The sequence below is a fragment of the Methanothrix sp. genome, from assembly GCF_016706325.1.
Classification (GTDB): domain Archaea; phylum Halobacteriota; class Methanosarcinia; order Methanotrichales; family Methanotrichaceae; genus Methanothrix.
The window spans coordinates 1,086,857-1,113,280 of record NZ_JADJJX010000001.1; the positions used below are offsets into that span (position 1 = coordinate 1,086,857).

The 26,424-nt window shown below is 55.5% G+C and carries 25 protein-coding genes and 1 tRNA gene; 19 read left to right on the forward strand and 7 right to left on the reverse strand.

Annotated features, from left to right (window positions below; translation table 11 throughout):
* Nucleotides 1-171: 171 nt before the first annotated feature.
* From IPI63_RS05685 to IPI63_RS05695, 3 genes are all read right to left on the reverse strand, one after another.
* Nucleotides 172-888 carry a creatininase family protein gene (locus tag IPI63_RS05685; protein WP_214066302.1) on the reverse strand — a complete coding sequence of 239 codons (717 nt, stop codon included), beginning with the start codon at nt 886-888 and terminating at the stop codon, nt 172-174.
* Nucleotides 885-3,677 carry an oligosaccharyl transferase, archaeosortase A system-associated gene (locus tag IPI63_RS05690; protein ID WP_292477204.1) on the reverse strand — a complete coding sequence of 931 codons (2,793 nt, stop codon included), beginning with the start codon at nt 3,675-3,677 and terminating at the stop codon, nt 885-887. Before IPI63_RS05690 ends, IPI63_RS05685 begins: the two co-directional genes overlap by 4 nt.
* A 151-nt stretch (nt 3,678-3,828) precedes the next feature.
* A tRNA-Ile gene (locus IPI63_RS05695) sits at nt 3,829-3,902 on the reverse strand.
* Nucleotides 3,903-4,114: 212 nt separating this feature from the next.
* On the opposite strand from IPI63_RS05695, the gene IPI63_RS05700 reads away from it, so the two are divergent.
* Nucleotides 4,115-4,528, forward strand: a complete 414-nt coding sequence (locus IPI63_RS05700; protein WP_292478202.1) for a hypothetical protein — start codon at nt 4,115-4,117, stop codon at nt 4,526-4,528.
* A 27-nt stretch (nt 4,529-4,555) separates the two neighbouring features.
* Here IPI63_RS05700 and queD read toward each other — a convergent pair whose 3' ends face one another.
* Together queD and dph5 are read right to left on the reverse strand one after the other, a co-directional pair.
* Nucleotides 4,556-4,903: a 6-carboxytetrahydropterin synthase QueD gene (gene queD / locus IPI63_RS05705; protein ID WP_214066300.1), complete on the reverse strand. Its 348-nt coding sequence runs from the start codon at nt 4,901-4,903 to the stop codon at nt 4,556-4,558.
* Between the two features lie 175 nt (nt 4,904-5,078).
* The gene (dph5, locus tag IPI63_RS05710; RefSeq protein ID WP_292477206.1) at nt 5,079-5,894 is read right to left on the reverse strand and encodes a diphthine synthase; all 816 of its coding nucleotides are present in this window, start codon (nt 5,892-5,894) and stop codon (nt 5,079-5,081) included.
* A gap of 85 nt (nt 5,895-5,979) precedes the next feature.
* Here dph5 and mcrC point away from each other — a divergent pair, with 85 nt between their 5' ends.
* The 15 genes from mcrC to IPI63_RS05785 all read left to right on the forward strand — a co-directional run bounded on the left by mcrC (nt 5,980) and on the right by IPI63_RS05785 (nt 21,153).
* On the forward strand, nt 5,980-6,633 hold the full coding sequence (gene mcrC, locus IPI63_RS05715; RefSeq protein ID WP_324532969.1) for a methyl-coenzyme M reductase I operon protein C: 654 nt from the start codon (nt 5,980-5,982) through the stop codon (nt 6,631-6,633).
* A gap of 34 nt (nt 6,634-6,667) precedes the next feature.
* Entirely contained in the window at nt 6,668-7,843 is a 1,176-nt protein-coding gene (locus IPI63_RS05720; protein WP_214066303.1) for a cofactor-independent phosphoglycerate mutase, read from the forward strand.
* Nucleotides 7,844-7,851: 8 nt separating this feature from the next.
* Nucleotides 7,852-8,802, forward strand: coding sequence for an ADP-ribosylglycohydrolase family protein (locus IPI63_RS05725; protein ID WP_214066297.1), 951 nt, complete (start codon nt 7,852-7,854; stop codon nt 8,800-8,802).
* A gap of 38 nt (nt 8,803-8,840) precedes the next feature.
* Entirely contained in the window at nt 8,841-9,866 is a 1,026-nt protein-coding gene (argC, locus tag IPI63_RS05730; RefSeq protein WP_292477210.1) for an N-acetyl-gamma-glutamyl-phosphate reductase, read from the forward strand.
* Nucleotides 9,867-9,915: 49 nt separating this feature from the next.
* Nucleotides 9,916-10,398 carry a CBS domain-containing protein gene (locus IPI63_RS05735; protein WP_366850880.1) on the forward strand — a complete coding sequence of 161 codons (483 nt, stop codon included), beginning with the start codon at nt 9,916-9,918 and terminating at the stop codon, nt 10,396-10,398.
* On the forward strand, nt 10,385-11,554 hold the full coding sequence (gene argJ / locus IPI63_RS05740; RefSeq protein ID WP_292477213.1) for a bifunctional ornithine acetyltransferase/N-acetylglutamate synthase: 1,170 nt from the start codon (nt 10,385-10,387) through the stop codon (nt 11,552-11,554). Before IPI63_RS05735 ends, argJ begins: the two co-directional genes overlap by 14 nt.
* 1 nt (nt 11,555) lies before the next feature.
* Nucleotides 11,556-13,016: an argininosuccinate lyase gene (gene argH, locus IPI63_RS05745; RefSeq protein ID WP_292477214.1), complete on the forward strand. Its 1,461-nt coding sequence runs from the start codon at nt 11,556-11,558 to the stop codon at nt 13,014-13,016.
* Nucleotides 13,017-13,040: 24 nt separating this feature from the next.
* On the forward strand, nt 13,041-13,940 hold the full coding sequence (locus tag IPI63_RS05750) for an NAD-dependent epimerase/dehydratase family protein (RefSeq protein WP_292477216.1): 900 nt from the start codon (nt 13,041-13,043) through the stop codon (nt 13,938-13,940).
* 36 nt (nt 13,941-13,976) lie between these two features.
* On the forward strand, nt 13,977-15,209 hold the full coding sequence (locus IPI63_RS05755; protein WP_292477218.1) for a glycosyltransferase family 4 protein: 1,233 nt from the start codon (nt 13,977-13,979) through the stop codon (nt 15,207-15,209).
* Nucleotides 15,210-15,231: 22 nt separating this feature from the next.
* Nucleotides 15,232-16,176 (forward strand): glycosyltransferase family 2 protein, encoded by a 945-nt coding sequence (locus IPI63_RS05760; protein ID WP_292477220.1) that lies wholly within the window; start codon nt 15,232-15,234, stop codon nt 16,174-16,176.
* Nucleotides 16,177-16,299: 123 nt separating this feature from the next.
* The gene (locus IPI63_RS05765; protein ID WP_292477222.1) at nt 16,300-17,061 is read left to right on the forward strand and encodes an ABC transporter permease; all 762 of its coding nucleotides are present in this window, start codon (nt 16,300-16,302) and stop codon (nt 17,059-17,061) included.
* 1 nt (nt 17,062) lies between these two features.
* Nucleotides 17,063-17,887, forward strand: coding sequence for an ABC transporter ATP-binding protein (locus IPI63_RS05770; protein ID WP_292477223.1), 825 nt, complete (start codon nt 17,063-17,065; stop codon nt 17,885-17,887).
* Between the two features lie 299 nt (nt 17,888-18,186).
* Entirely contained in the window at nt 18,187-18,609 is a 423-nt protein-coding gene (gene nikR / locus IPI63_RS05775) for a nickel-responsive transcriptional regulator NikR (protein ID WP_292477224.1), read from the forward strand.
* Between the two features lie 179 nt (nt 18,610-18,788).
* Nucleotides 18,789-20,189 (forward strand): tetratricopeptide repeat protein, encoded by a 1,401-nt coding sequence (locus IPI63_RS05780; RefSeq protein ID WP_292477226.1) that lies wholly within the window; start codon nt 18,789-18,791, stop codon nt 20,187-20,189.
* A 139-nt stretch (nt 20,190-20,328) separates the two neighbouring features.
* On the forward strand, nt 20,329-21,153 hold the full coding sequence (locus tag IPI63_RS05785; RefSeq protein ID WP_292477227.1) for an ABC transporter ATP-binding protein: 825 nt from the start codon (nt 20,329-20,331) through the stop codon (nt 21,151-21,153).
* 81 nt (nt 21,154-21,234) lie between these two features.
* On the opposite strand, the gene IPI63_RS05790 is transcribed toward IPI63_RS05785, so the two are convergent.
* Complete coding sequence (locus IPI63_RS05790; protein WP_214065216.1) at nt 21,235-21,462, reverse strand: hypothetical protein; 228 nt, start codon at nt 21,460-21,462, stop codon at nt 21,235-21,237.
* A 174-nt stretch (nt 21,463-21,636) separates the two neighbouring features.
* Between IPI63_RS05790 and IPI63_RS05795 the strand changes: the two genes are divergently transcribed.
* Nucleotides 21,637-21,879 (forward strand): pro-sigmaK processing inhibitor BofA family protein, encoded by a 243-nt coding sequence (locus IPI63_RS05795; protein WP_214065215.1) that lies wholly within the window; start codon nt 21,637-21,639, stop codon nt 21,877-21,879.
* 27 nt (nt 21,880-21,906) lie between these two features.
* Here the strand turns inward: IPI63_RS05795 and IPI63_RS05800 are convergent, their stop codons facing one another.
* Nucleotides 21,907-23,145, reverse strand: coding sequence for an ORC1-type DNA replication protein (locus IPI63_RS05800; protein ID WP_394357585.1), 1,239 nt, complete (start codon nt 23,143-23,145; stop codon nt 21,907-21,909).
* Nucleotides 23,146-24,684: 1,539 nt separating this feature from the next.
* On the opposite strand from IPI63_RS05800, the gene IPI63_RS05805 reads away from it, so the two are divergent.
* Nucleotides 24,685-24,894 carry a hypothetical protein gene (locus IPI63_RS05805; RefSeq protein ID WP_292477232.1) on the forward strand — a complete coding sequence of 70 codons (210 nt, stop codon included), beginning with the start codon at nt 24,685-24,687 and terminating at the stop codon, nt 24,892-24,894.
* A 701-nt stretch (nt 24,895-25,595) separates the two neighbouring features.
* Nucleotides 25,596-26,393, forward strand: coding sequence for a heparan-alpha-glucosaminide N-acetyltransferase (locus IPI63_RS05810; protein ID WP_292477233.1), 798 nt, complete (start codon nt 25,596-25,598; stop codon nt 26,391-26,393).
* The last annotated feature ends 31 nt before the right edge of the window (nt 26,394-26,424 follow it).

Genomic DNA, 26,424 nt, shown 5'->3' on the forward strand with positions numbered 1-26,424 from the left:
TCTGGATGAAGGAATATCTCATGTATGCTGGCCGATAACGCCATTCAGTGACTTGAGAATAATCCCTCTCGAATCATGCTTCTCACCGGGGCGCGCCCTGCGTTCAGGCAGAAGAACCGGCACCATTCAATCTTTGTGCAGCTGGCTATCGAGCCCCTCCAGCCCGGGCATTCACGCCCTCCATAGATCCGACTCCAGCTCATCCAGCGCCCTGATGACCCCCTCTGTGGCCATCTCTAAAAAGAGCCTCCCCTTCTCAGGGGTGGCCAGGGAGGGATCTCCCATGATCCCGTTTCCCATCAGGTGACGGACGCTTCTCAGTATGAGGAATCTGGGCCTTTGAGGAGAGTGCTTCCCGGGCAGTCCGGCCACCAGATCGCTGCGAATGGCCAGCATCATTGAGCTCTCTATCTCCCCTGCATGCCCGTCACCGGCAGTCTCCACCGCCTTTGGATCGATCAGATCGAAGAGGGAGACCAGGCTGACAGAGAGATCACACTCCTGCAGGGCCATCTGACAGGCCTCCTTCAGGGCGGATATATGCTGGCTTCCGGCATGGCCGGTGAGGATCAGAGCCCTCTCAAATCCGCTCTCCGCAAATGAGACCAGCAGATCTTTTACATACGCCCGCAGGGCATCATGGCCGACAGCAATGGTGCCGGGAAAGCCACGGGTGCTGCGACAGACGCCGTAATGAAGCGGTGGAGCGAGGAAAACGCCCCTTCTCTGAGCAGCCGCACGCGCCACCACCAGGGCCTCGATGGTATCGGTGAATACGGGAAGGTGGGGCCCGTGCTCCTCTGTCGCCCCCACCGGCAGGATCACTGTCCTGCTCTCCCTCTGGCCCTCCTCGATCTGGGGCCAGCTCATCTCCTCCAGCAGCTTCATACCTCGATGCTCGCTCCTTCCAGGACATATCTCTCAGGCACCCTCAGGCCGTAGGCGGTGCTCCCCACAACCAGGGTGTAGTTTCCTTGCGGCATGGTATCGAACTGAGTGCCGCCAGCAATGGGTCCCTCAGTCGAGTACGGGAGGATCAGTGTGAACCGGCCATCGGAATCGGTGATATTGGACTGACTGTACTTGAAGAGCCTGTTCTGGTTGGTGAGGATGTCCACTGTTGCAGAGACCCTGGTTCCCGCTGTGGCGCTTCCGCTGACCACTGCTCCTGGCACATTCTCGAAGATCTTGACCCACTTCTGGCCGGAGGTAGTGACTGGGGTCTCTGACTCATGCACCAGCCGGAAGTGCTGCAGGGCCTCCAGGGGCACTCCGGAAACGGCGGGGCTGGTGGATCCGATCTCGGCCATGTATCCCTTCTCCCTGCTGGATTGGATGAACTCCTCCAGCTCAGTGCGGTTGCTGGTGATCTTGGGGGCCTGGGCAAGGACGGGAACCTCCACCCCTTCGCGGATCTCCTTCGGCAGGTAGGCCAATCCTATCCCCTGGCTTCCATCCACCTCTGTTCCATCGAAGAAGAACATGCGTGCCGTCATGGACCTGAAGTAGGGCTCTCTGTAGAGATAGACCTGGCCGTAACCATCTCCCTGCTCCTGCAGGAACCCTCCTAAGTAATTTGAACTGGATATGCCACTCCAGGCAGTCATGGCATAGAACTTCCCTGTGGCCATCTGATGGTCGACCATCACATACCTGGTGTTCATATAGCGAGACCTGTTCAGGTCCAGCTCGGAGAGCACCTTCTCCGCCTGGGTCTCGTTCTCCGCCAGGAAGAAGGGAGAGGATCCAGGCGTTCCCAGTTTGACGCTTCCTATCCCCTGCTGGAAGGGGTTGGCATTGGGAATTCTGTGCCCCACCACCTCGATCAGATGGCCGTAATCCCACCAGGACATGACGCCATAGGCTGATTCCGGATATTGATACCTCCCGCTGGCCGGGCGCTGGTATTTCTCCCATAGATCCATTCCCGGGCTTGGGGTATTATTCTGCAGCCAGGCAGTGGAGGTCAGCCAGTCCGAGTCCGGGCCGACGGCACTCTGGGCGAATTTAATGCTCCAGCTCATGCTGGGCATTATGATCAATGCAAATATCAGTATGGCAGCGATGACCACCTTGAGGGCTGGCCAGATCGTCTTGCTGCCCTCCCCCTGCCTGATGATATCCAGATCCAGATTCTCAATTCCCACCTTCTGCATGGCCCATACCACCAGGAAAGCTGTCAGTATGGCCACATTGGCCCCATAGTAATAGGTGAACCTGTTCTGGGCGAGGGCCAGGACCAGGATGATCAGAGACCATGATATCATCGCTGTATCCACTGCTCTTGGGCTCCTGATATTCCGGGCGGCGAGCAGGATGAGGGCCAGGAGGGCAAAGGTGAATGTGGTCAGGAGAAGGGCGATCATATCATCGGTCCGGACGAAAAATCCTCCGATCTCAAAGAAGCCCATGCCCGGGAAATAGGTGAGGACATTGCCCGGGCCGTTGCCGAACAGCGGTGAGGCCTCGGCAACAGTGGCCGCTCCTCCGGCCTTCTTCTGGAATATGGTGAATATCCCCATCAACAGGGGCCTGGTGAACTGGGGGAGGAAGAGATAGAATATGCCAGTGCCAAGGGCAACGGCGCCCAGCAGCACACCAGGATAGTAGTATCTGGCCAGGCCGCTCTCTTTGAGATAGCGGGAGAGGAAGGCGAAGACCAATGCCGCCGCCGCCCCAATCAGGAGGATGGTGGGCTGGAAGAGGCTGTAGTAATAATGATTGAATCCGTAGTAGGGTTTGACGAAGGGGAGAATGGGAATGATCGCCGCCAGGAAGGCAATAGTGGTGATGATGCTCAGGTATTCAACGCTTCTGCCCTTCAGATGCTCGAAGATACACTGCCAGAAGACGAAGAACAGTATCACTCCCACGAACAGGAATCCGGACGACCAGGCATCGATATACAGCCCCAGGAAGATCCCTGCCAGGAAGGAGTAGACGAGCGGGGCCTTGAATTTGGAGCAGTCCCCTCTGAGGGACTCGAAGGTCATGCGCCTTCCAGAGCGCAGAGCCAGCATCAGGAACATCATAGCCGCAGTGCTGAGCAGGATCTCCGCTGCATGGTGATCAGTGAATCCCAATGTGGTGCGACTGAATAACTGGCCGGGGATGACAGCGATGATCAATGCCGATATCAGTCCGCAGCTCTTGCCTGCCAGCTCCCTTCCAATGAAGTAGGCCGGGAAGACCAAGAGAGCTCCCAGAACGGCAGGCATGAGGGCTCCGACTGTGTCCACCAGATGCATGCTGGGGTTGCCCAGGCCCAGGATCTCTGAGACGATGGCAATCGACCAGCTGTGAAAGGGGCCAAAATGCAAGACCGTTCCGCTGGGGAAGTTGGTCATGGGATCAAACCACATCCTCTGGTGGTTGATCACCACCCCCTTGGCCAGCATCATGTGATACCAGGCATCAGTCTCGCTGCTGAAGACGACGCCGTTCTCTGTAAATACATACTTCCAGTTGTAATAGGTGCGCAAAAAGAGCGAGATGGCAGCAGTCACAATCAATCCCACATACAGGAGGATATCGTTGTTCTGCCCGATGCCGGCCACGCCCTTTCTCTTGGCCTTCTTTTCCAGGGGGATGGGAGGAGCATCCTGCGGCCTGGCCTTCTGGCCAGAAGCTGCGGCTTTTTTGCCTTCATCACCCTTACCTACTGATCTGTTAGACATCAGAGCCCCAAAGACAGTTCTATCCTCTTAAACGTTTTGAATCATCCAGTGAGGCAGATGGCCAGTCAAGAAGATGACAAGCGAAGCAGATGAATGATAAGAACGATCTGGCAAGAGATCGAGTCCATGCCGATTGGATAGGAAGAGTTGATGGGCCCGACGCGATTTGAACGCGTGACCTCACGGTTATCAGCCGTGCGCTCAACCTGGCTAAGCTACGGGCCCGGTCCGCTCACTGCATTGCCGATCCCATTTATAACTGTTTCCCTGCAGTGAAGGCACACCGCCAGGATGGCAGGGGATCTGCGCGCCCCATCGAGGCAGTTGCAGGCTTGCGGACACTGGCCCGTTGAGCTTTTTTTCAGAGGCGGACAGGGGCACAGCTCCCCTCCTCGACAGCCTTAAATCAAGGCAAAGAGAGTATGGCCTTGGTGTTTATGGACTCTAATAATAATGAAGATATCTACGTCAAAGGGATTAAAGAGGATAAGGAGAATAAAGAGGATCTCGAAGGCCTCTATGATCTGGCCATACCCCTGAGCATGCCGATCACTGTAATACGCGAGCTGGTGGAGAAGTTCGATATCGAGCCTGTTTTGCGGCCGGCCAAGATGGATATGACCGGCGAGATGATGAACCGGGAGATACTGGTTCTGCGGGGAGATCTGGAGACCGTCAGGGCAGCCGAGAAGTATATGTTTGAGGCCCTGGACAGAAAGCTTGCCGAGTGGAACAGAGGAGACAAGGAAGAGAAATACAGAAAATATTACGAGGAGCAGGCCCGTTTGAGGCTGAAGGAGGTAAAAGACAACCCAGAAGCTGTGAGCAATTGGGAGATCAGCCCCCAGTGATGCTGCCTGCCTCTCATGCCGAGGGGATCAGTCCAGCAGAACCCATTTGTTCTTTCCCTCCCAGAGCTTGAGGGAGCAGAGCCTGATCGATGTGGGCTCCATCTCCTTTTTCAGCCTCTCTGCAATCCACTGGGCGATCATCTCAGCAGTGGGATTGGGAAGGATATCGTTCAGACAGATGTGGTCCAGGGGCTCAATAGCAGAGCTCAGGATCTTCTTCAGCTCATAGAAGTCCATGACGAAGCCATCCGGCCCCACCTCCCCTTCCACCACCATCTCCACCTGGTAGGTATGGCCGTGCATGCAGGCACATTTTCCCTGATAGCCGGGCAGGCTGTGGGCGGCATCGAACTCCGTGACCAGTCCGAGCTTCATCCCGGGGTGCACCCCCGCCTTCTCCTGACATTGCCCCGCCGGTAGAGCACCTCATGTCGGCATAGAATTGCTGTAATCCTGGACATAAATCCCCTCTGCGAAGAGCAAGCCAGCAGCATGCTCTCTTGCCGCATGGCCGGACCAATGCCCCGGGCTTATTAATAGCTTTTCATGCTCAAAGACCGGCCGGCAGGCCCGCCAGGATCTTCAGAGCCTCCCTCTCCATGAAGTGCAGCTCTGCTGGAAGGAGCAGAATATGCAGGGGCCCGCCGAGATCGTAGCCCTGCAGGCGGGGGAGAAGGTCAGCCTTAACAGCAGCATCGGGAGCACCAGCGCGGGCGATTGCAACTGCAATTGCCTCCTGGAGGCCCTTTCCATTCTTCCCATTCTTCCCATTCTTCCCATTCTCATCGGCCTCCATCTCCAGGAGCAGGCCTGCCCCCTCATTTGCAGTCATATACCTCTCCTCTGGCTCCATCTGGATGTCCAGGAAGAGGATAGTATGCAGATTGCGGGCCTGGTTTTCCATCAGCACCTGGTAGGGGGTCTGGGAGACGATCCTGCGCCCGCGGGCGGTATAGGGAAAAGGGATGGTAGCCGAGCGGCCGAAGCGGTAGTTCTGCAGTCCACAGAGGCCGGATACGGCTGTGGCAATGGAGCTGGCATGGATCAGATCGGTCTTGATCCCCAGCCTGATCGCTCTCAGCCTCAGGTCCAGATGGGTGGTGGAGACCATGGCATCTCCGCCCGATAGAAAGGCGATATCCTTATCCTTCGCCTCCTCCAGCCAGGCGGGGTCTGCCTCCACCTCCTCCCGTGACAGGGTATGGATCCTCTTTCCATAGAGCGCCTCCATCCTCTCCCTGGTGGTTCCCATCAGCCGGGAGGTATAAAACTCGGCATAGACTGCATCAGCGGAGCGGATAGCCTCCAGCCCTTTGAGAGAGATGTCCCGCTCATCATAAAGCCCTAGACCTATGAAGTGGAGCATGAGCTTTGCTGGTACTGCCTGCTTAAATATCTCCCTTCAGGGGCAGCACGTCAGGTCTATATCCCATACCTGCAGAGTGAGGGGCATGATTGGCAGGACAACTCAAGTGGTCGATTGTCGGGAGAGCATGGGCCTGGCCAAAGGGGGCGGACTGGCCCAGCGGGGAACACTATCCGAGGCGGCAAAGCCGGATGTCATCGCCATAGCCATGTCTCCGGGGCGGCGGCATATCACCAAGCCCGTCTGCGAGATGACATACGGCCTGCGCCGGGAGGGCATCCAGACCAGCGTCCTGGTCCTGGATTCCGGGACCGGGGTTCCGGACAGCTTTCCCCAGGCATCGCGAGGCTATGGACCGACCTTTGGGCTAACGGAGAAGGAGGTAGAGCAAATAGCGCGCCATAAGATCGCTGTCTTCCATATGGGCAATGTCCGATCCCATGTCGTCTTCAAGACGAAGGAGATACTCGCCCTGGTGGACATCCCGGCAGTGGTGGTGGCCCAGTGCCCCATGGACCTGGAGGACTTCGCCAAGGAGGGGGTGAAGACCAGGCTGGTCAGGCCTTCCCGGCAGAAGACTGAGACATTGGGCGAGGTGGTGGACCTTGTCACCGGCATCACCAGGGGCGCCACCTGCAATCGGGTCAAGCTCAACCAGCTGGCCAAGGTTCTAAACAAGCATCTCGCTGAGATCAGCGATCGCGAGGCCAGAGAGGCGGCCAAAGAGAAGAAGCGATGAATGGATTTGCCATTTTCTAGATAGGATGGACCGAATGAAGCTGATGGTGATACTAGGGGACGGCATGGCCGATCTCCCTATAGAGGAGCTGCAGGGGAAAAGCCCCCTGCAGGCAGCAGAGAAGCCCAATATGGACCGGCTGGCAAGGCTGGGAAGGAGCGGGCTGGCCCTGACCGTCCCGGATGGATTTCCTCCGGGAAGCGATGTGGCCAACCTCTCAGTCGCCGGCTATGATCCCCGCCTCTTCTACACCGGCCGGGCCCCTCTGGAGGCGGCCTCCATGGGCGTGCACCTGGATCCGGGGGATATAGCCTTTCGCTGCAACCTGGTCACCATAGAGGACGGCATCATGATGGACTACAGCGCCGGGCATATCAGCACTGCAGAGGCAGGGGAGCTGATCGAGGCGCTGAAGCCACTGATGCCGGAAGAGAGGCTTTATGCCGGCGTCAGCTACCGCCATCTTCTGATACTGCAGGAGGGGGCAGAGGCGGTCTGCACGCCCCCCCATGATATCAGCGACCAGCCGGTGGCAGATCATCTGCCCCGGGGGGAGGGGGCCGAGATGCTCCTGGGGCTGATGGAGGCGGCAAAGCCCGTGCTGGCCCGCCAGGAGGTGAACCGGAGGAGGATAGCAGAGAATAAAAGACCGGCGAATGCCATCTGGCTGTGGGGCCAGGGGCCAGCGCCATCTATGCCCTCCTTCATGGATATGCACGCCCTGAGCGGGGCCATGATCTCGGCTGTGGATCTCCTCCGGGGCATAGCTGTCTATGCGGGAATGGAGGTGATAGATGTTCCTGGAGCCACGGGAACGATTGAGACCAACTACTCGGGCAAGGTTGAGGGGGCCATCGATGCCCTCTCCCGCCATGACCTCGTCTATCTGCATATCGAGGCCCCTGATGAGGCCGGCCATGCGGGCGACCTGGAGGGAAAGATCAGGGCGATAGAGCTTCTAGACCAGAGGGTGGTGGGCCCGGCGGTCGAGGAGCTGGATAAGAGCGGATGGGACTGGCGCATTCTCCTCCTGCCCGATCATGCCACCCCCATAACCCTCAAGACCCACAGCAGAGAGCCGGTTCCTTTTGTCATCGCCGGGAAGGGGATCGAGCCGGACGGCGTGGAGGGATTTGATGAGCAGTGGGCGAAGAAGGGTGGATACGGCAGGGTGGATGCCACCAGTCTGATCGGCATTCTGGCCGGATGATGGCAGAGATGGATCCGCAGGATCGCTTTCGAGGCTGCCTTTTGGGGGGAGCGGCAGGGGATGCTCTGGGCATGCCAGCAGAGGGATATACCGCCCTTGAGATTCAATCCCTCTTCGGCCGGATTGATGATATGCTGCCCGCCCCGGAGGGGCACTTTCATGCTGGCTTCAGGGCGGGCCAGTTCACCGACGATACTGAGGAGACTCTTATGCTGGCCGAATCCCTGATCGAGCACTCCGGCTTCTCGGCAGACGAGTTCTCCCGGAAGCTCATCAGATGGGGATCGGCCTGGGATTCAGATGAGCGGCTCAGCAGCGGGGTGGGATTTGCTACCCGCTCTGCTGTGGAGAGGATGATCGCCGGCATCCCCTGGCAGGAGTCCGGCATGGATATACCGACATGTGGGTCGGCCATTCGCTCGGCCCCCATCGGCCTTCTCTATCATGCCGACCTGGGACTGGTCAGGGGCTATGCCGATCTGCAGAGCCTGCCCACCCACTCCGCTCTCCCCTCCCGCGCCGGGGCGGTTGCAGTTGCAGTGGGGGTGGCCCTGGGCCTGATGAACCTCCCCCGGGATATGATCCTGGAGGAGGCCGCCAGTCGGGCAGGCAGGCTGGACCCGGATCTTGGCCAACGGCTCCTCTGGATCAGAGATCTCCTCGCCCTCCCTCCAAGGGAGGCCTTAAACCGGATTGGAGGCAGCCCTCTAGCCAGGGAGACTGTGGTGAGCGCCTTCTACTGCTTCATGAGATTTGAGCCGGAGGAGGGGCTGATCGCCGCCGCCAACGGGGGCGGGGACACCGACTCCATCGCCTCCATCGCCGGCAATCTCTTCGGTGCCTCTTATGGGGCGGGCTGGATGCCGGAACGCTGGCTGGCCAGGCTCGATCAGAGGGAGGAGATTGAGAGGATTGCCAGGGATCTATTCCATCTCTCCTGCTCATTTGGCCTCCATTAGCCGCGGCGAATTTATATCAGTAGAGCTTTTGCTGCCCTATGATAGATGTAGGAATTATCGGTGGATCGGGCTACACTGGGGGGGAGCTCTTACGCCTCCTGGCAAACCATCCCGAGGTCGATGTAAGACTGGTCACCTCCCGCAAGCTCTCGGGAAAGCCTGTGAGCCTGGTCCATCCTCATCTGAAGGGCATTTACTCTCTGAATTTCGAGGCGCTCAGTGCGAAGGAGGCGGCTGAGCGCTGCGATTTTGTCTTCACTGGCGTTCCTCATGGAACGGCCATGGACTGGGTGCCCGATCTGCTGGATGCTGGAGCCAGGGTGATCGATCTCTCCTCAGATTACCGCCTGCCGGTGGAGGTCTTTGAGAGGACATATGATATGAAGCACCGCGCCCCGAGAGACTCGGTCTTCGGCCTGCCGGAGCTTCATCCCGAGGTGGCAGGGACGAGGCTGGTTGGCAACCCCGGCTGCTATCCCACTGGAGCCATCCTGGCGGTGGCACCTCTCGCCCATGCCGGGCTGGTGGAGAGGGTGGTCTTTGACTCCAAATCGGGAATATCCGGCGCTGGAATCGAGCCCAGTGCGACCAGCCACTATCCCAATATGTCCCAGAATGTCATTCCCTACAAGATCACCTCTCACAGGCATGTCCCAGAGATAAAGCAGGAACTGGGGCTCCTCTCACCCGGGATCGAGGTGAACTTCACCCCTCATGTGATCCCTGCCGTGCGGGGCATCCTGACCACTGCTCATGTCTTCGCCAAGGAGGGAGCAGCAGAGAGCCTGCAGGATAAAGAGGCTGTGGCCCGGATCTACAGCTCTTTTTATAAGGAGGCTCCCTTCATCCGCCTGGCTGATGGAGCTCCTCGCCTGGGCGCCGTCCGGGGCTCGAACTTCTGCGATATAAGCTTCGAGGCGGAGAGGGAGAGCGACAGAATTGTGGTGGTATCGGCCATAGACAACCTGGTGAAGGGCGCTTCCGGCCAGGCCATTCAGAACATGAACCTCATGGCGGGTCTGGACCAGAGGACAGGCCTGTGGTTTCCGGGAATGCTGCCTTAAGAGAGGAGAATGAAGAGGCAGGCGGGGATGCAGAAGAGGGTGGATGAAGATGAAAGTCAGAGATGTGATGAATGTCATGCCGGTCACTGTGCAAGCATCGGCAAGGGTGAGCGAGGCGGCCAGGCTTCTCCGGGAGAATAAGATCAGCGGTATGCCGGTCTTGGATGGAGAGAGGCTGGTTGGAATTGTATCCGAGTCGGACCTGCTTCGCCTCTTATCGGTAGAGGGCGATTCGGAGGGGAGCCTGTGGCTGCCCAGCCCCTTCGAGATATTCGAGGTTCCATTCCGGGATCTGGTGAAATGGGAGAGGATGCAATCAAGCCTGAGGGAGATACCAGAGAAGGTGGTGGCAGATATTATGAGCCGGAATCTGCATGAGATCAGGCCGGAGGACTCCATAGAGGAGGCGGCCAGCGTCATGACCCGCCACAGGATCAACCGCCTTCCAGTGGTCGAGGATGGCCGGCTGGTGGGGATAGTAACCCGGGGCGATATCATAACCGGTCTGGGGATGGCCCATGCAGAGGGTTGAGGGCGGGATCTGTGCCATCGAGGGCGTCCGGGCCTGCGGAGTGCGAGAAGGCAGGTACGGCCTGGCTCTGATTGCTGCCTCCGGGGCGGCAGCGGGGATGTTCACCACCAACCGGGTAAGGGCAGCGCCGCTGGCGGTCACCGCCGAGCACCTGACGCTGACTGGAGGGCACCTGGACGGGATCATCGCCAATAGCGGCTGTGCAAATGCCTATACTGGAGGGCAAGGGGCAAAGGATGCCAGGGATATGGCCTCTCTGCTGGCGGGATTCCTCAAAACAGATGAGAAGAGGATCGCTGTGGCCTCGACCGGGGTTATAGGCCGGTACATGGATATGGATCTCATCAGCCGGCTCTTCCAGGAGGCAAAAGGGCGCCTGCGGTCGGAGGCTGAGGCCAGCCTGGAGGCGGAGAGGGCGATCATGACCACCGACAGCAGGGAGAAGGAGGTGGCCGTGGAGCACCGGGGCCTGCGGGTGGCAGGGATAGTCAAGGGAGCAGGGATGATTGCGCCCCACATGGCCACTATGCTCTGTTTTCTTTTCACCGATGCTGACCTCTCCCCGGAGGTCCTGAAGGTCTGCCTGGCCGATGCCGTCCAAGATAGCTTCAATATGCTCACTGTGGACGGTGACACCAGCACCAATGATACTGTCATTCTCACAGCCACCGGACGGAGGCAGGCCAGGGTAGAGGACTTTCAGGAGGCTCTGAGGTATGTCTGCACTGACCTGGCCCGGCAGATGGCCCGAGACGGGGAGGGGGCGAGCAGATTCTTCGAGACCCGCGTCACCGGAGCCAGGAGCATAGAAGATGCCCGGCTGGCGGCCAAGGCCGTGGCGAGCAGCAGCCTGGTCAAGACAGCAGTCTACGGGGCCGACCCCAACTGGGGGAGGATCATCTGTGCCCTGGGCTACTCGGGAGCGGAGATGGACCCGGAGCTGGTCACACTGGGCCTGGAGGGCTCGGGGCAGAGGGTCGAGCTCGTCCAGAGGGGCCGGATCGCAGAGGGGGGGCTGGAGAAGGCGCGGGAGATCATGTCCGGGGAGGAGATCGTAATCAATATCGATCTGGGCTTGGGCACAGCCAGCGCGCGTAGCTTCGGCTGTGACCTGACCCATGAGTATGTGAATGTGAACGCCAGCTACACCACCTGATATGTTTCGAGAGCAGCGCCTGGGAGAGATCAGCGAGGAGATTCTGGATTACCTGTCCAGCCGGAGGGCTGACCAAAGGATCCTCCATGCCGATCTGCTGACGGACCGGGCCCATCTGTTGATGCTGAAGGAGAGGGGGCTGGTTGCAGAGGAGCTCTCAAATAAGATCCTCTCCGCCCTAGACGAGATCGAGACGGGACTGCCTCTGGGCGAGGGGGAGGACATCCATGAGGCGATTGAGGCGGCAGTCATCGCCCGCGTGGGCCCGGAGGGGGGAAGGATGCATACCGGCCGGTCCCGCAATGATGAGGTGGCGACATGCATCCGCCTGGCCCTGAGGGAGGAGCTGCTCGGGCTGATGGCAGAGGAGCTATCATTCATCAGAACCCTCCTCCGCCTGGCAGGGGAGCATAAGGAGAGCATCATCCCCGGCTTCACCCACACCCAGCATGCCCAGCCCACCACCCTGGCCCACCATCTCCTCGCCCATGCCGATGCCGCCTTTCGGGATCTGGCCCGGCTGAAGGATGCTTATAAAAGGGTCAATCAGAGCCCCCTGGGGGCAGCGGCCTTTGCCTCCACCGGCTTTCAGATCGACCGGGCTCGGACCTGCGAGCTCTTGGGCTTCGAGGGGCTGGTGGAGAACAGCATGGATGCCGTCTCCAGCCGGGACTTCATCCTGGAGGTTCTGGCCGCCCTCTCCATTGCTATGGTCAACCTGAGCCGTCTGGCAGAGGAGCTGATCCTCTGGTCCAGCTCCGAGTTCGGATATCTGGAGCTGGACAACCTCTATGCCTCCACCAGCTCCATCATGCCCCAGAAGAAGAATCCAGATACGGCAGAGCTGGCCCGGGCCAGGTCCGGATCGGTGATAGGATCGCTCATGGCAGCCCTGTCCATCTGCAAGGCCCTGCCCATGAGCTACAACCGGGATCTTCAGGAGGTGACACCCCATCTATGGCGCAGCCTGGACTGGACGCGGAGCACAGTGAAGATCCTGGCCGGCTGCCTCTCCACACTGCACTTTCATCTGGAACGATTGGAGGAGAGCTCAGCCCTGGGGTTCTCCACTGCCACTGAACTGGCAGATTCCCTGGTGAGGATCACTGGAATGCCCTTTCGCACAGCACACAGCATTGTGGGCCGGGCAGCCGCCTCTGGTGGCCGGCCGGAATTGAGCCAGATGGATTCCATATCCCTGGAGATCGCGGGCTTTGCGGTGAGCGAGGCGGGCTTCTCCGAGGAGGATCTGAGAAGGGCACTGGACCCGAGGGGCAATGTAGCCCTGCGAGCGAACACCGGGGGCCCGGCGCCTGAAGAGGTGGGGCGGATGATTGCAGAGAGATGGGCGAGTATTGCAGCAGAAGAATCTCTGCTGGAGGAGAGAAGGAAGCGGGTGGATGGGGCGGCTGAGGCCCTGCTGTCCCAGGGGCGACCCGGGGTGAAGGAGCATGAGGGCTGATCGACGATCTGGGGGATATGAGCTATGAGCACACTGGTTACAGGCGGCGCGGGCTTCATCGGCTCGAATCTGGTGGAGGCCCTCTTGGCTGCTGGGGAGGAGGTTGTGGTCCTGGATAATATGCATACCGGCAGCCGGAGCAATCTGGCCGGCCTTGAAGGCCGGCTGGAGATCGTCCAAAGGAGCTGCAACGATCTGCCCCAACTCGATCTTCACCCCCAGAGGATCTACCACCTGGGGATACCCTCATCCTCTCCCATGTATAAGAGAGATCCATATCTGGTGGGCGAGGCCATCAATGGCTTTGCCTCGGTCTTCGAGCTGGCCAGAAGGGAAGGGTCGCGGGTGGTCTATGCCTCCTCCTCCTCCCTTTACAACGGCCTTGTGCCCCCTCACAACGAGGATATGGCCATCCAGGTGACAGATTACTACACTGAGGCCCGGCTGGCCATGGAGAGGCTGGCCCAGCTCTATCAGAGGCTTTATGGCATAAGCTCGGTGGGCCTGAGGTTCTTCTCAGTCTACGGCCCCCGGGAGGGAGCAAAAAAGCAGTATGCAAACATGGTCACCCAGTTTCTCTGGGAGATGAAGGCAGGCAATAGGCCACTGGTATACGGTGATGGTACACAGAGCAGGGACTTCACCTATGTCCTGGATGTGGTGCGGGCAATGCGCCTGGCCATGGATTCAGATTATCATGGCATACTGAATGTGGGCACAGGAGAGGCCTGGAGCTTCAATGAGGTGATCGAGCTATTGAACCTGATGACCGGCCGCTCTCTGGAGGCGCAGTACGCCGAAAATCCCATAAAAAATTATGTGATGCACACCTGCGCCGATACCGCCAAAGCAGAGAGGATGATCGGCTTCAAGTCGGAGTTCGGATTAAAAGAGGGGATCAGAGAGCTTATCCGTCTGTACTGAGAGGTGTACTGAGAAGGCCAAAAGAGCGTTGGCGATATGCTATCCGCTCGCCGATCCGGGCCTCTCTCCTCCTCCAGCCTGGATGAAGATCGCCCGGTATCATCTCCTCCAAAAGCGCGCAGGGGAGAATCGGCCTATCATATGAGAGGGACGCATAAGGCAGGGGATATGAGAATTCTGCAGACCCCGGTGAGGCTCTTTGCCACCGGCGGGGTGGAGAGCTATGTTCGCAATCTCTCCCGGGAGCTCGTCCGGATGGGGCATGATGTGGGGGTGATATGCTCAGACCAGCCGGGGGAGAACGAGGTCGATGGACGGATACGCACCAGGACCCTGAGAAGCTGGGGGCATATAGCCAATACCAGCATCACCCCTGAGCTGCCCGCAGCTATCTGGAGGGAGGATTATGATATCCTTCACACTCACCTTCCCACCCCCTGGAGCGCTGACTGGAGCGGCCTGATCTCGCAGCTCAAGAGGAGGCCCACTGTCCTGACATATCACAATGACATAGTGGGCGAGGGATGGGCGGGTAAGATCGCCGGGATCTATAATAGAACTGCTCTGGAGCTGCTATTGAGGTCTGCGAAGAGGATCATCGTTACCCGGGAGCGTTATGTATCGCCATATCTCCGGGATTATGGTGAAAAGATCTCTTTCATACCTTTGGGCATAGACCTTGCGGCCTTCCGCCCCCAGGAGGTTGATATCAAAGGAGATATCTTCTTTTTGAGCGTCCTGGATGAGTTTCACCGGTATAAGGGCCTGGAGGTCCTCTTCGCTGCCTTGAAGATCTTGAGGCATAGATTGCCCGCTGTGCGGCTGATCATTGGCGGCAGGGGGAGCCTGCTAGAGTATTACCGGCAGATGGCCCAATCCCTGGGCATCGGGGATAATGTGATCTTCTCCGGCTTCATCCCCTCAGAGAGGCTTATAGAGTATTATAACGGCTGCAGGCTCTTTGTCCTCCCGTCCACCGATCCTGAGAGGGAGGGTTTTGGGATCGTTCCCCTGGAGGCGATGGCCTGCAGCAGGCCGGTGGTGGTCACAGAGATCATGGGCATGGCCGGGGATATAAAGGATTACGGAGCAGGAATGGTTGTGAGATGCAATGATGCCCAGGGGCTGGCATCCTCCCTGCTTGCCATCCTGGAGGATGAGGATCTGGCGGAGAGGATGGGCAGAGAGGGCAGAAGGCTCGCCCAGGAGAGGTATAGCTGGCGTAGAGCGGCAGAGCAGATCGAAAGGGTCTACCGAGAATCGCTCTAGTGGACGCAGGACTGTGCTTGGGATGGATTTGATAAGTGTAGTAGTGTTGAATTATAATGGGAGAGATCTTCTGGATGGCTGCCTCTCCTCCCTCGCCTCCCAGACCTATTCCCCTTTTGAGGTGGTGCTGGTCGACAACGGATCGAGCGATGGCAGTCCAGAGTATATCCAGGAGCAATATCCCTGGGTCAGGCTGGTGAGAAACAGAGATAACCTGGGGTTTGCCGGAGGGACCAATGCCGGTATCAGGGCGGCTGAGGGGAGCTATATCCTCACCTTGAACAATGACACCATAGCAGATCGCAGGCTCATAGAGGAGTTGAAAGGGCCCATGGCCGACCCACAGGTTGGCGTCTGCGCCGCCAAGATGCTGTTCCCCGATGGGCGGATCAATTCTGCCGGGATATGCATCTCTCGCAGCGGAGCAGCCTGGGACCGGGGGATGTTCGAGCCTGATCGGGGGCAGTACGACTCCATGGAGGAGGTATTTGGAGCCTGTGCAGGTGCGGCCCTCTACCGGAAAAGGATGCTGGATGAGATCGGCCTCTTCGATGAGGACTTCTTTCTCTATCTGGAAGATGTGGACCTGGCATTGCGAGCCCGTCTGGCTGGCTGGAAGTGCTTATATGTGCCCCGGGCTGAGGTCGTTCACCATCACGGAAAGACCGCCGGAGTGGGCTCGGACCTGGCGGTCTACTATGGCAACCGGAATATAGTCTGGTATCCGATCAAGGATTTTCCTGTCAGTCTCTATATCACCTCTCTGCCGTTTATCTTGGCCAGAAACCTGGCCACAATACCCTATTATGCTCTGCGCGGCCAGGGAAGGGTCATCCTTAAATCGAAGCTCGATGCTCTGAGGGGCATCACAAAGATGATGAGAAAGCGAGAGCATGTCCTGCGCCGGGCGGAGTATTCCGATATCAGACGGTTTGTAAAAACCTGGGGCGAAATGAAGAGGCAATAGGATAAGAGAGACCCAGATGGATGAGGGCGGAGATAGACGGGGATTGGGCAATGAGGGCTGGAATGGATAAGAGCTGAGGCGGACGGGGATTGGGATGGATGAAGATGGGGGATGAGGGTTGAGATGTGGATCTTTGAGTACCGGGAATTGATCAAGATTCTCACCATCAGCGACCTTAAGGTGAAGTACCAAAGCTCAGTCCTGGGTTTTGCCTGGTCGCTCTTGAATCCCCTCCTTATGATGCTGGTCCTCTATCTGGTCTTCAGCAATGTATTCAAAGCCAACCAGGACAACTTCGCCCTTTACCTGCTGATCGGCATTGTAAGCTGGCGATTTCTGGCCATAGGAAGCTCTGCCTCCATGAATGCCGTCGTAGGCAAACCCAGCCTGGTGACCAAGATCTACATTCCCCGCCAGGTTCTGGTGATGAGCGTAGTCCTATCCAGCCTGATAAGCTCAATTCTGGAGTTCCTGGTGCTGGTCCCCCTGCTCATAATCCTTGGCGCTGGAATCTCTCCCTATATCCTTCTCTTTCCATTCATTCATTTAATCTATTTTCTGATTGTATATGGTCTAAGCCTGATCCTGGCCGCCCTATATGTCTATTACCGTGATCTGAATCAGATCTGGGATGTGCTGATTCAGATCGGATTCTTCCTCTCTCCCATCGTCTATCCCCTCAGCACTGTTCCGCCGCAGTATCTGGATTATTATCTGCTCAATCCCGTCACAGCATTGATTCAGATGTACCGGGAGGTGCTGCTCTACCATCAGTTGCCAGGGCTGCGGAATCTTGCCCTGAGCCTGGCGGTGGGGCTGCTGCTCCTCGCCGCCGGATCGGCAATCTTCAAGAGGCTGGAGCGCAGATTTGCCGAGGAGATCTGAAATGGCCCTTCCCTCTACCATCATCTGCAGTGGTCTGAATAGGCTCAATCCGGCGAAGAGCTTCTCTGGGAGAGGCGCCGATAACAATGCCATAGTGGCGGAGAGCATCTCCAAGAAGTTCAGAATACCAAAGGAGAAGAAGCTCACCATCTTCGAGCATCTGACGGGGCTATTGGGCAGAGGCGCCAACTCTTACGACGAGTTCATGGCCCTGCGGGATGTCAGCTTCACTGTCAAGCACGGCGAGACCTTTGGGGTGATCGGGCCCAATGGCTGCGGCAAGAGCACCCTCCTTAAGCTTTTGGCGGGCGTTCTCTATCCGGACAGCGGCCGGATACAGATCAATGGCAAGATCGCCCCCTTTCTGGAGCTGGGTGTGGGATTTCAGCCGGAGCTGTCCGCCCGCGATAATGTCTATCTCTACGGGGCGATAATGGGCCTGAGCCGTAGAGAGGTTGAGCGGCGCTATGAGGAGATAATGGACTTTGCCGAGTTGAGGCGTTTTGAGAATATGAAGCTGCGCAACTTCTCCTCGGGGATGTATGTGCGGCTGGCCTTTGCCACTGCCATTCAGACCAATCCGGATGTCTTGCTGGTGGATGAGGTCCTTTCAGTGGGGGACGAGTCCTTCCAAAAGAAGTGTGAGGAGAAGATCGGCGAGATTCGCAGGGCGGGCAAGACCATCCTCCTGGTCTCACACTCCTTGCCCATGGTTCGCTCGTTATGCAGCCGCTGCCTGCTCCTGAACCGCGGAGAGATGGTGGCCTTGGGAGAGACCGAGGAGGTCTTAGCGGAGTACGAGAGGATGAGGGCAAAGAGCAAGTGAGCTCTGCTCAGTGCTGGTATTTGAGTCAAAGAGAATTTAAAATTATGTATTACGAAAACCATTTATAATATGATAGGATAGTACTGATGCGGAGCCGATCCCCACACTCCATCTTTGCGTATTTGGCATGCAACCAGAGCAGATCTGTGATCTACGTCCATGCGATGGCTTGTATACCATGCTAGTAGCTCATGAGGGATCGGGCTCTGTACTTCTTTTGCCAGCCTGAATTGTTGTTTTCCGGATATAATCCAATAAGCTTATTACTAAGTATGAATCAATTTATCTTTACGATACGAATGGAACAAGAATTAATGAGAATTGGCATATCATTGCCTGAGAATCTCCTTGGAAAGTTCGATGAGATTATCCAGAACCGGGGCTATTCCTCCCGCTCAGAAGGGGTCAGAGACGCCATAAGAAATTATATAGTAAACTTTGAATGGATGAGCGACATGGAGGGGGAGAGGGTGGGAGTGATCACCATCGTCTACGACCATTCTCAAAGGGGCCTGGAGGATGCTCTCACTGAGATCCAGCATGATTTCGGAAGCATAATTCAGTCCAGCCTGCATATTCATTTGGACCAGGATATGTGCCTTGAGGTTGTGGTCCTGCGCGGGGAGGGGCTGGAGGTGAGAAGAGCTGCTGAGAAGATGATGGCCTTGAAGGGGGTAAAGCATGTCAAATTGACCACCACCTCCCTGGGAAAGGAGCTATAAGCCCGGCTGGCTGGCATAGGCCGGCATATCGATCTGTCCTGCCATCTCCCGGAGGGCCTGCCATCTCCCGGAGGGCCTGCCATCAAGTTCAACCACCATCAATTTATTATATGCATGCCCTGCTGAGAGCAGGTCTAAGTCAGAAAAAATTCATAGAGGGATCTAATATCATCGTCAGATTGCTTCTCATCCTGTTTGCCCTGACGGCAGCCAGCGGTCTGTGCGCCGAACTGGATAATGCGAACTACTGGCAGCAGAAGGGGGATGAATTAAAGGAGAACGGCTCGCTATCTGTGGCCCTGGACTGCTACAACCGCTCCATTCAACTGGATGGCACAGACCCGTCCGCCTGGATGAGGCTGGGCCTGGCCTACAGCGGCCTTAAGCGATATTCTGAGGCTTTATCCGCATACAATGAATCGATCCGCCTGAAAAGAGATCAGGCCCAGGCCTGGTATTTCAGGGGGCTGGCGCTCTCCCATCTGGGCAGATACAATGAGGCCGTCAGGGATTTCGATGAGGCCATAGCGCTTGATTCCGCTGCCGCTCTGCCCTGGTACGGCAAGGGGATGGGCCTTGCCAGTCTGGGGCGGTACAATGAATCCCTCCTGGCCCTGGATGAGGGGCTGAGCAGGGATGAGAACCTCACTGGTGCCTGGTACAGCAGGGCTTTGGTCCTGGCGGAGCTGGGCCGGGATGAGGAATCCCTCCACTCCCTGATGAAGAGCACAGAGCTGGACGGCGAGAATGAGGCGGCCTGGTTTGATCTGGGGCTGATGTACGCCAGCCAGGAAAACCACAGTGCTGCCCTTATGGCCTTCGATCGGGTCATCTATCTGAATCCGATAAACCCTCTCGCCGGCTTGATGAGGGGGCAGTCCCTCAGCGCCCTGGGCAGATACGATGAGGCCAGCGAGGCCTTTATGAAGGTCTCTGAGATCGAGCCGATGAATGATGATGCCTGGTTGGGCAGGGCGCAGTCCCTCCGCCAGGCGGGCAGATACAATGAATCACTGGCCGCCTATAACCGCACAATCCAGATCAATCCCGGGAATGCTGCCGCCTGGAACGGCCTGGCCATATCCTATCAGCAGATCAAGAGGTATAACGAATCCCTAGCAATGTTCGATAATGCCATCCGGATCGATCCGGATGAGATCGGATTCCAGTACAACAAGGCACTGCTGCTCAGGGAGCTGGGCAACTACAGCGAAGCGGCGGCATTACTTCATCGGACGGCAGGGCAGCATCCCGAGTGTGTCGCATGCTGGAACAGCCTGGGGATGCTCCAGGCTGAGCAGGGCCTGTACAAGGAGGCGATAGCATCCTACGATCGGGCCATCGAGCAGGACTCCAGCTATGTCGAGCCCTGGAACAACCGGGGAATAGCCATGATCATGATGAATGAGAGCTATGTGGAGGCCCTGCGGAGCTTTGACCGGGCGCTAGAGATCGATCCGCATTGTATGGAGGCCTGGGCAAACCGGGCCAATGCCCTGCAGCTTGCCGGCAGAGGGCCGGAGGCGGAGGAGGCGCAGGAGAGGGCCAGAGCGCTGGGCTACAAGGGGACGTTCATCTGATCACTTCAACCGGCATGCAGTACCCTCCTCGGAATAGGCGTGTGCTCAGGAGATCAGTACATCCGAGGCTGGGCAAAGCCAGATCAAAAAGCGATAACTGCTATGGAGGTTATTTGATCGGGATGATGGGGTTTTATCAGTGAGGATTGAAATAAAAAACCTGTCTTTCAGCTACGGCAGCACGAAGATCCTCGATGACATCAACATGCAGGTTGAGGATTCAGAGATCATAAGCCTTGTGGGGCCAAACGGCTCCGGGAAGACAACGCTTATCAAGTGCATCGACCGCATTTTAAAGGCCAAAGGCAGCATCCTTCTGGGCGGCAGGAGCATCGATAGTCTGAGCCGGCAGGATATAGCGAGGAGCATCGGCTACGTCCCCCAGAGCAGCTCCAGTCCCCTATCCACGACGGTCTTCGATACAGTGCTCATGGGCAGAAGGCCTCATATAAGCTGGAATGTCTCGGATGCCGACCTGGACATGGTGGCAGAGGTCCTGGAGCTCCTTCATCTGGGGGATCTGGCCATGAGGGACTTTGCCAGGCTCTCAGGAGGTCAAAAGCAGAAGGTTCTCATCGCTCGCGCTCTGGCCCAGGACCCAGCAGTTCTCCTGCTGGACGAGCCGACATCCAATCTGGATATCCTGCATCAGCTAGAGGTGATGGAGATCATCCGATACCTGGTCCGTGAGAAGGAGATCTCTGCAGTGATGGCTATCCATGACCTCAACCTCGCCTCTCGCTTCTCAGATAAGCTGGCCATGCTGCTGAAAGGGAAGATCTTTGCATTCGGCCCTCCGGAAGCATTGCTCAGCTCCAGGAACATGGCTTATGTCTTTGGAGTCGAGGCCACAGTGATTGAGGTTGCAGGCAGACCCTATGTCGTGCCCATAAGATCCCTTGATGGCACAGCCATCCCGAATATGGCCACTGCAGCCGGGATAAATTCTCCCCTCCTGGCATAGCCGTCCTCCTCTTTCCCTGGAGGAAAATGCAGGCCTCTGTCTTCTCCTCAAGTTATCCTTCCTCCACCCAGCGCGATCATCTCATCTGCCATGAATCTTATCGCTTCCACTTGCTGGGAGATCAATTGATACCCCAGTCCCCCTCTTCCTTTGCAGATCCTTGAGCAGGCCCAGGATCTGAGCCTGAACGGAGATGTCCAGAGCTGATGTCGGCTCGTCCCGGATCAGGACTCTGGATTCAGAAGCAGGACTCTTCCCAGGGCCACTCTCCGGTTCTGCCTCCAAGGGATCTGCCAGGGATAGCGGCATAAGAGCTCTTCAGAGAGGCCAACCATCTCCTGGGTACGATCCCCCCATTCTGCTACAAGATCTCGCCTGTTAAAATTAGAATCAATACAATGACCGCCTGCAGCAATGACCCTCGCCAGAGGCTGATCTGATGGAAGGCTTATTTTTATAGCAGTTCCATCCTAATAACCAGTTATGATCGAGATTGGATTGGTCCTGCTGACCATTGTCCTCATATTCGGAGCCTATATCATTCTAAGATCTCTGAAGAAGTTCATCATAAATGCAATCGCTGGGCTCTTCATCCTCTTTCTTGCTAATCAGTTCATAAGCGCGGATATAGGCTATAGCTGGCTGGTTATACTGGTCTGCGGAATTGGCGGCGTAGTAGGCGCAGTGCTGCTGCTGGCCCTTCGTTTCATAGGATTTGGGATATAAAATTTTAATTTTTTTACCTATGGGGCCTCAAACCAGCCCCAGGCGAGACTGCTGAGGCACATTGACATTGGCCAAGACCTTCAGCCGATAGTCCTGCAGCAGTATGCCCTTTAGCTTGCCAGAGTAGACACTGAGGGTGATCTCCTTGGTCCGGCCGTATCTGCCCTTGCTGATGACAATGGTATGAAGGATGCCCAGCATATCCAGCTCGGCGATTAGGTCTGTGATCCGGCGGTGGGTGAGAAAGTCGGTCTCAACCAGGGGACAGAGCTGCTTGTAAATATTATAGACTGCACTGGTGGTGATGTTTCTTGCACCCTGCTCCTCCAGGAGGATGATGCCATAGAGCACCAGCTTGGATTGAGTGGGCAGGGTCTTTATCACCTCCTCTACTCTATCCTGCTCGATCTTCTCCCTTGCCTGGCGCACATGGGACTCATCTACCACTGCTGATCTGGCCCTTTCAGCCAGCTCTCCAGATGTGCGTAAGAGGTCCAAAGCCCGGCGGGCATCTCCGTGCTCCTGGGCGGCAAAGGCGGCACACAGGGGTATTACGCTCTCGTGCAGAGCGCCAGGGCAGAAGGCAACCTTGGCCCTCTGCTCCAGGATCTCCCTGATCTGCTCCGCATCATAGGGAGGAAATATGATCTCATCCTCTCCCAAAGAGCTCTTGACCCTTGGATCGAGAAATTCTGTGAACTTGAGGTCATTGGATATGCCGATGAGGCTCACCCGGGAGCGGAGGAGATCTGAGTTCACCCGTGATAGATTATAGAGGACATCATCCCCTTTTCGTACCAGTTTGTCCACCTCATCGAGCATTATCACCACTACCTGCTTCTCTTCATCCAGAGCATTCCTGAACTCGGCATAAACCTGATCTGTGGGCCAGCCGGTCATGGGGATGTCCTTGTCGAAGTGTCTTGCCAGGTGGGCGAGGACTCTGTATTGGGTGTCGACCACCTCACAGTTGATGTAGATGACTGCACACTTTATATCTCCAAAGCTGGCCTCCTCTAGCTCTTTTCCCACATACTTGGCCACGGCTGTCTTTCCGGTGCCAGTCTTTCCATATATCAGAACATTGGAAGGAGTCTCCCCTCTCAGAGCCGGGACCAGAACCGATGCCAAATTATTGATCTGCTCCTTCCTGTGGGGCAGCTCAGTTGGTGTGTAGCTAGGACGCAGGACATCTCTGGATTGAAATATCCCCCCTTGCGCCAGTAGATCGGCAAATAGCCCTCCAGATATAGGTACCAAGATAATTCCCCTTGAACATTTTTCAAATCATCCTGGTTGATATTAAGAGTTATGGTTCACACCCCCCTATTTCCGGTGGAGATATACGCCCCTACCCCATGATTTCCAGTGGAGAAGAAATAAAATTGTCAGTGGGCACCTGATAGATAATGAAATAAAATATGCCGTTTGTAACTTTCTTTTTCTGATATATAAATTTTCCTCTCCTGAGAGATTAGATGATTACATCAATTTATGTAGAGAAATACTGTTTAACAGGTATTATATGTCGTTTTATCTGAAAAAAGGATGACATAGCTTGTAGATTGTGATGCTTGATAGCGATAGCATAATTCGCGACACTGATAAAAATAATTTAAAACCAACTCGATCTTCTCACAGCCAGAATATCGTCCGGAGCAGGCTCTGCTTGGCAGGATGATGCCTTGATATAAACGGGATCACTCCAATTCAGTGGGAGCTCAAGCTTATAATGCTCCCTTATGAATTAGATCGCAGTGCCTATAAAACCGAGCCCGCCTTTGGAAAGAGAAAATTGAGCTATCGGATATGCGGCAGCATTCCCGGTGAAAGGCAGCCTTCAGCATCGGCAGGCCTCTTCTGTCTCTTCCCTCAGAGCCTCTGCCTGGCCTTCGTCCGGGCTGATGGGCATTTCATCAAGGCTCAATTTCATCAAGATTCAATTTCATCAAGGCTCAATTTCGTCAAGACCCAGTTCCAGTGGAAACCATACGGTCCCCCGGAGAGAGATCGGGTTCAATCCGGCTTGATGCAGGAGGATGCCAGGCAGAAGTTTATGATACAGTCTCAGAGGGTGATGCTCGGGCTCTTGATAGCAGCTATTGCAAGTGGCCTCCTGCAGCAGTGCCTGTGCCTCCCTATGCATACTGGCAAGCTTTTTGCTGATGGGATGTTGTGGGCCATACTCCTGTTCTGCCACCTCTTTTATCTGCCAGATATCGGAAAGAAGCCTTCCGATCTCCTTATGAATATATCTGCGGTTCTGTTCGATCATCTCCAAGCACCTCCATTCTCTCAAAACATCTCTTTTATCTCGCCCTTCTCGTCAGGTCGATCGGGATGCCCTATCCAGCAGACGCAAGCCGATCAGTCCTCCATTGATCAGGCCGCCAGCCCTCGGCTCTTATGCTTCTGCCCGAGGGGAGCAGAGCGGCTCTGGCACAATTCTATATACTCTGAATGCACTCTTTTGATATGATTACCCCTCTCCTAAAATCTATTTTATCTTAGGGCTTCATTCGAGCTGAATTCAAATTTAACTTACAAATTTAGAATATTTTTTTGATTAAACTCAAGGGGATGTTCAAAATACGAATTCAAGTAGCTATGAAAACTTTTAAGTAATTTGGACACCTAATATCAGGTTGCACAACCAAAGGAGGTTGGATATTATGTTGTCTCCCTTAATTCCTGATATCAGGCATCCAAAATGGATTATAGTCGTCAAATTACTTGGATTATCGCTTCTCCAAGAGCTAATAAAATCGCGGGCAGATTAAAAATATATGACAAAGATAAATTTTATTGTCAATCAAAGTCTTAATCCTATCGGATCTATTTGAAAGAGATATTTCAAGGCTTGTTTCCGAAATAAATGAAAATATTGCCTTAAAGAGGCTTTTAGGGATTAATTCAAAGGTAAAAGCAAATGAAATATACAAGATGCAGTCAAATCTCGATTATGAATTGATTTTCACGTTTTTAAAAGATTATTTCAGCCTAGAAAGAGATTGAGGGATAAAAAGGTAGAAAGTAATTATTGACACTAGTTCTCGCTATCGACCTTAATTTGTGGAGAACCGACAAAATTGTAGGAGATAAAAATAAATATTCATATAGTCCATCTATAGGATATTATGTCGGATTTAAGTTGATTTTGGCAATAAATCAGGATAATGAGCTCCTGGGGTTTGAAATTTTCAAAACTCGCCCAATGACTCTAAAATGCTTATTCCTTTCCTCGATAAGCTATATCGCTCTAGAATTATCAAATCGGAAGATATAATCATCTGTGATAAGGGTTTTACGTCAAAAACAATTATCAGACTATCATCAATAGATTTAACATCGTTCCGATCATATCCCAGGAAAAACCAAATTTAGAGAAGATAATTCATAACCTAAATCCACCTTGGTTGTTTTTTTTGTAAAAAATAATTTGGCCATTTGGAAACGAACTGTAGTTGCTTTCAAAAAACTAATCTATGAATGGGAGAGTTTCAAGATAATAAGGTCGAATATTGAAGATTTCTTTAATATCGCTAAGAATTTTCTAGGAATGAACCGAAACCATCAATATACGAAGGTTAGCATCGAAAAGAGGGTTGCCCGAATAATTTTCTTGACCCAAACGTTGATTTGTTTGTTGGATGATCTAAATATTGATAAAAGGGCCATACCATATTGGTGATCTTGGGAGAGGGGTAATATGATCTATGAATTACGGCCAGAGCAGCCAGATGGCCCGCCTTTGGGAGGTGGACCTCATCCGTGGAATGGCCGTGGTATCAATGGTCATCTTTCATCTGGCATTTGACCTGAACTACCTCGGCATCCTCAGGATCGACCTTGACTCAGCCCTCTGGTTTTATCTGGCCCGCCTCACCGCCTCCCTCTTTCTCCTCCTGGTTGGCATCTCCCTCACCCTGAGCCATTCCCGGGCAGTTCTGACCGGACAGCTGAGCCAATACCCATCCAGGCTCTGGAAGAGGAGCCTGTGGATTCTCTGCCTGGCCCTGGGAGTTACCTCTGTGACCTATATTCTCATCGGGAGGGGCTACATAATCTTTGGAATCCTTCACCTCATATCCATCTCCATTCTACTGGCCTATCCCCTGCTCTCCCTGGGCAGGATGAACATCGCCTTGGGGCTGGGAGCGATCCTGCTGGGACTGCATATCCAGGGGATGGAGGCAGACTCCCTCTGGCTCATCTGGCTGGGCCTGGCCCCCCGCGGCTTCGTCTCCCTGGACTACACTCCCCTATTTCCCTGGTTTGGAATGGTGCTGATGGGCATGGCTGCAGGATCGTTGCTCTACCGGGACCTCTCCCGCCGCTTTCCTCTCCCAGAAGCCTGCGCATGCGCGCCGGCAAAAGGGCTCTTATTCCTGGGCAGAAACTCTCTGGCGGTCTATATTCTCCATCAGCCTCTTCTGCTTCTCCTGATCTATCTGCTGGATGGCCGCTCTCCCCTCCCCTTTGTCCTGGCAGCGAATTGGGGATTGGGCCCTTAATGTTATCTATCAGCAGAGCTATCACAAGAGG